The organism is Stenotrophomonas nitritireducens (assembly GCF_001431425.1).
Taxonomy (GTDB): Bacteria; Pseudomonadota; Gammaproteobacteria; order Xanthomonadales; family Xanthomonadaceae; genus Stenotrophomonas; species Stenotrophomonas nitritireducens.
Genome location: NZ_LDJG01000084.1, coordinates 1 through 801, shown reverse-complemented (window position 1 = coordinate 801; position 801 = coordinate 1). Strand labels below are relative to the sequence as shown.

The 801-nt window shown below is 70.4% G+C and carries 1 protein-coding gene; it reads right to left on the bottom strand.

Annotation, left to right across the window (positions count from 1 at the left end; genetic code table 11):
• Positions 1 to 211: 211 nt before the first annotated feature.
• The gene (gene thpR / locus ABB22_RS17525) at positions 212 to 787 is read right to left on the bottom strand and encodes an RNA 2',3'-cyclic phosphodiesterase (RefSeq protein WP_057505460.1); all 576 of its coding nucleotides are present in this window, start codon (positions 785 to 787) and stop codon (positions 212 to 214) included.
• Positions 788 to 801 lie beyond the last annotated feature (14 nt).

The following is an 801-nucleotide window of genomic DNA, read 5'->3' as shown; positions in this document are numbered from 1 at the left end:
TCGGCCAGTTGGCCCGGCGGCAGGGGCATCGGGATCAGGTCCATGCGGCCATTCTAGGCACCCCCGTGCCGCGGGAGCGAGGCAGGTCGCGCCCGGACTTTGCGCCTGCAACCCATGCAGGGCCGCCCGGGCCGTTGTCGAAAGGCCAGCCTGCGACTCCGGCGCGACCTCGCACCGATCCTGCAGGATCAGGCACGCCTGCCCACAGGCCTCAGCCCAACGACCAGCGTCCTTCCAGCTGATAGCGGGTCTGCCCCAGATAACTGCGGATCAGCACGAACTCGCGCACAAGCCAGCGCATCGGCTGCACCGGCTGCAGCGGCATGCGCCGCTTGTCGTAGAGCAGGGTCAGGTGCGGGGTGAATGCCGGATCGGGGCGGCTGCCCATACCCTGCAGGCAGCGCGCCAGTTCCTGGTGCAGGCCGTGCAGCAGATCGGCGCCATGTCCGCTGCGCAGCACGAACGGGTGCTGGCGGCCACCGGCGAAACTGCCGACTTCGTCGAAGCACACCTCGAATTCCGGCATCCGCACCCGCGCCGCGGCCTGCTGCACCCTGGCCAGCAGGCTCGGCGGCAGGCCGGCGTAATCGCCCAGGTGGTGCAGGGTGACGTGCAGGCGCTCGCGCGCCAGCGGACGCCCGTCCAGGCCATGTTCGCCGCGCAGTCCCTCGGCCAGTTCGGCGATGCGCCAGGCCGTGGCCGGATCGGGCATCACCGCGAAGAACAGGCGTTCGGTGGGAATGTCGCTGCCCAGGCCCAGCGACAGCTGCGCCTCGGCGGAGGGAATGACCTTGGTCCGTA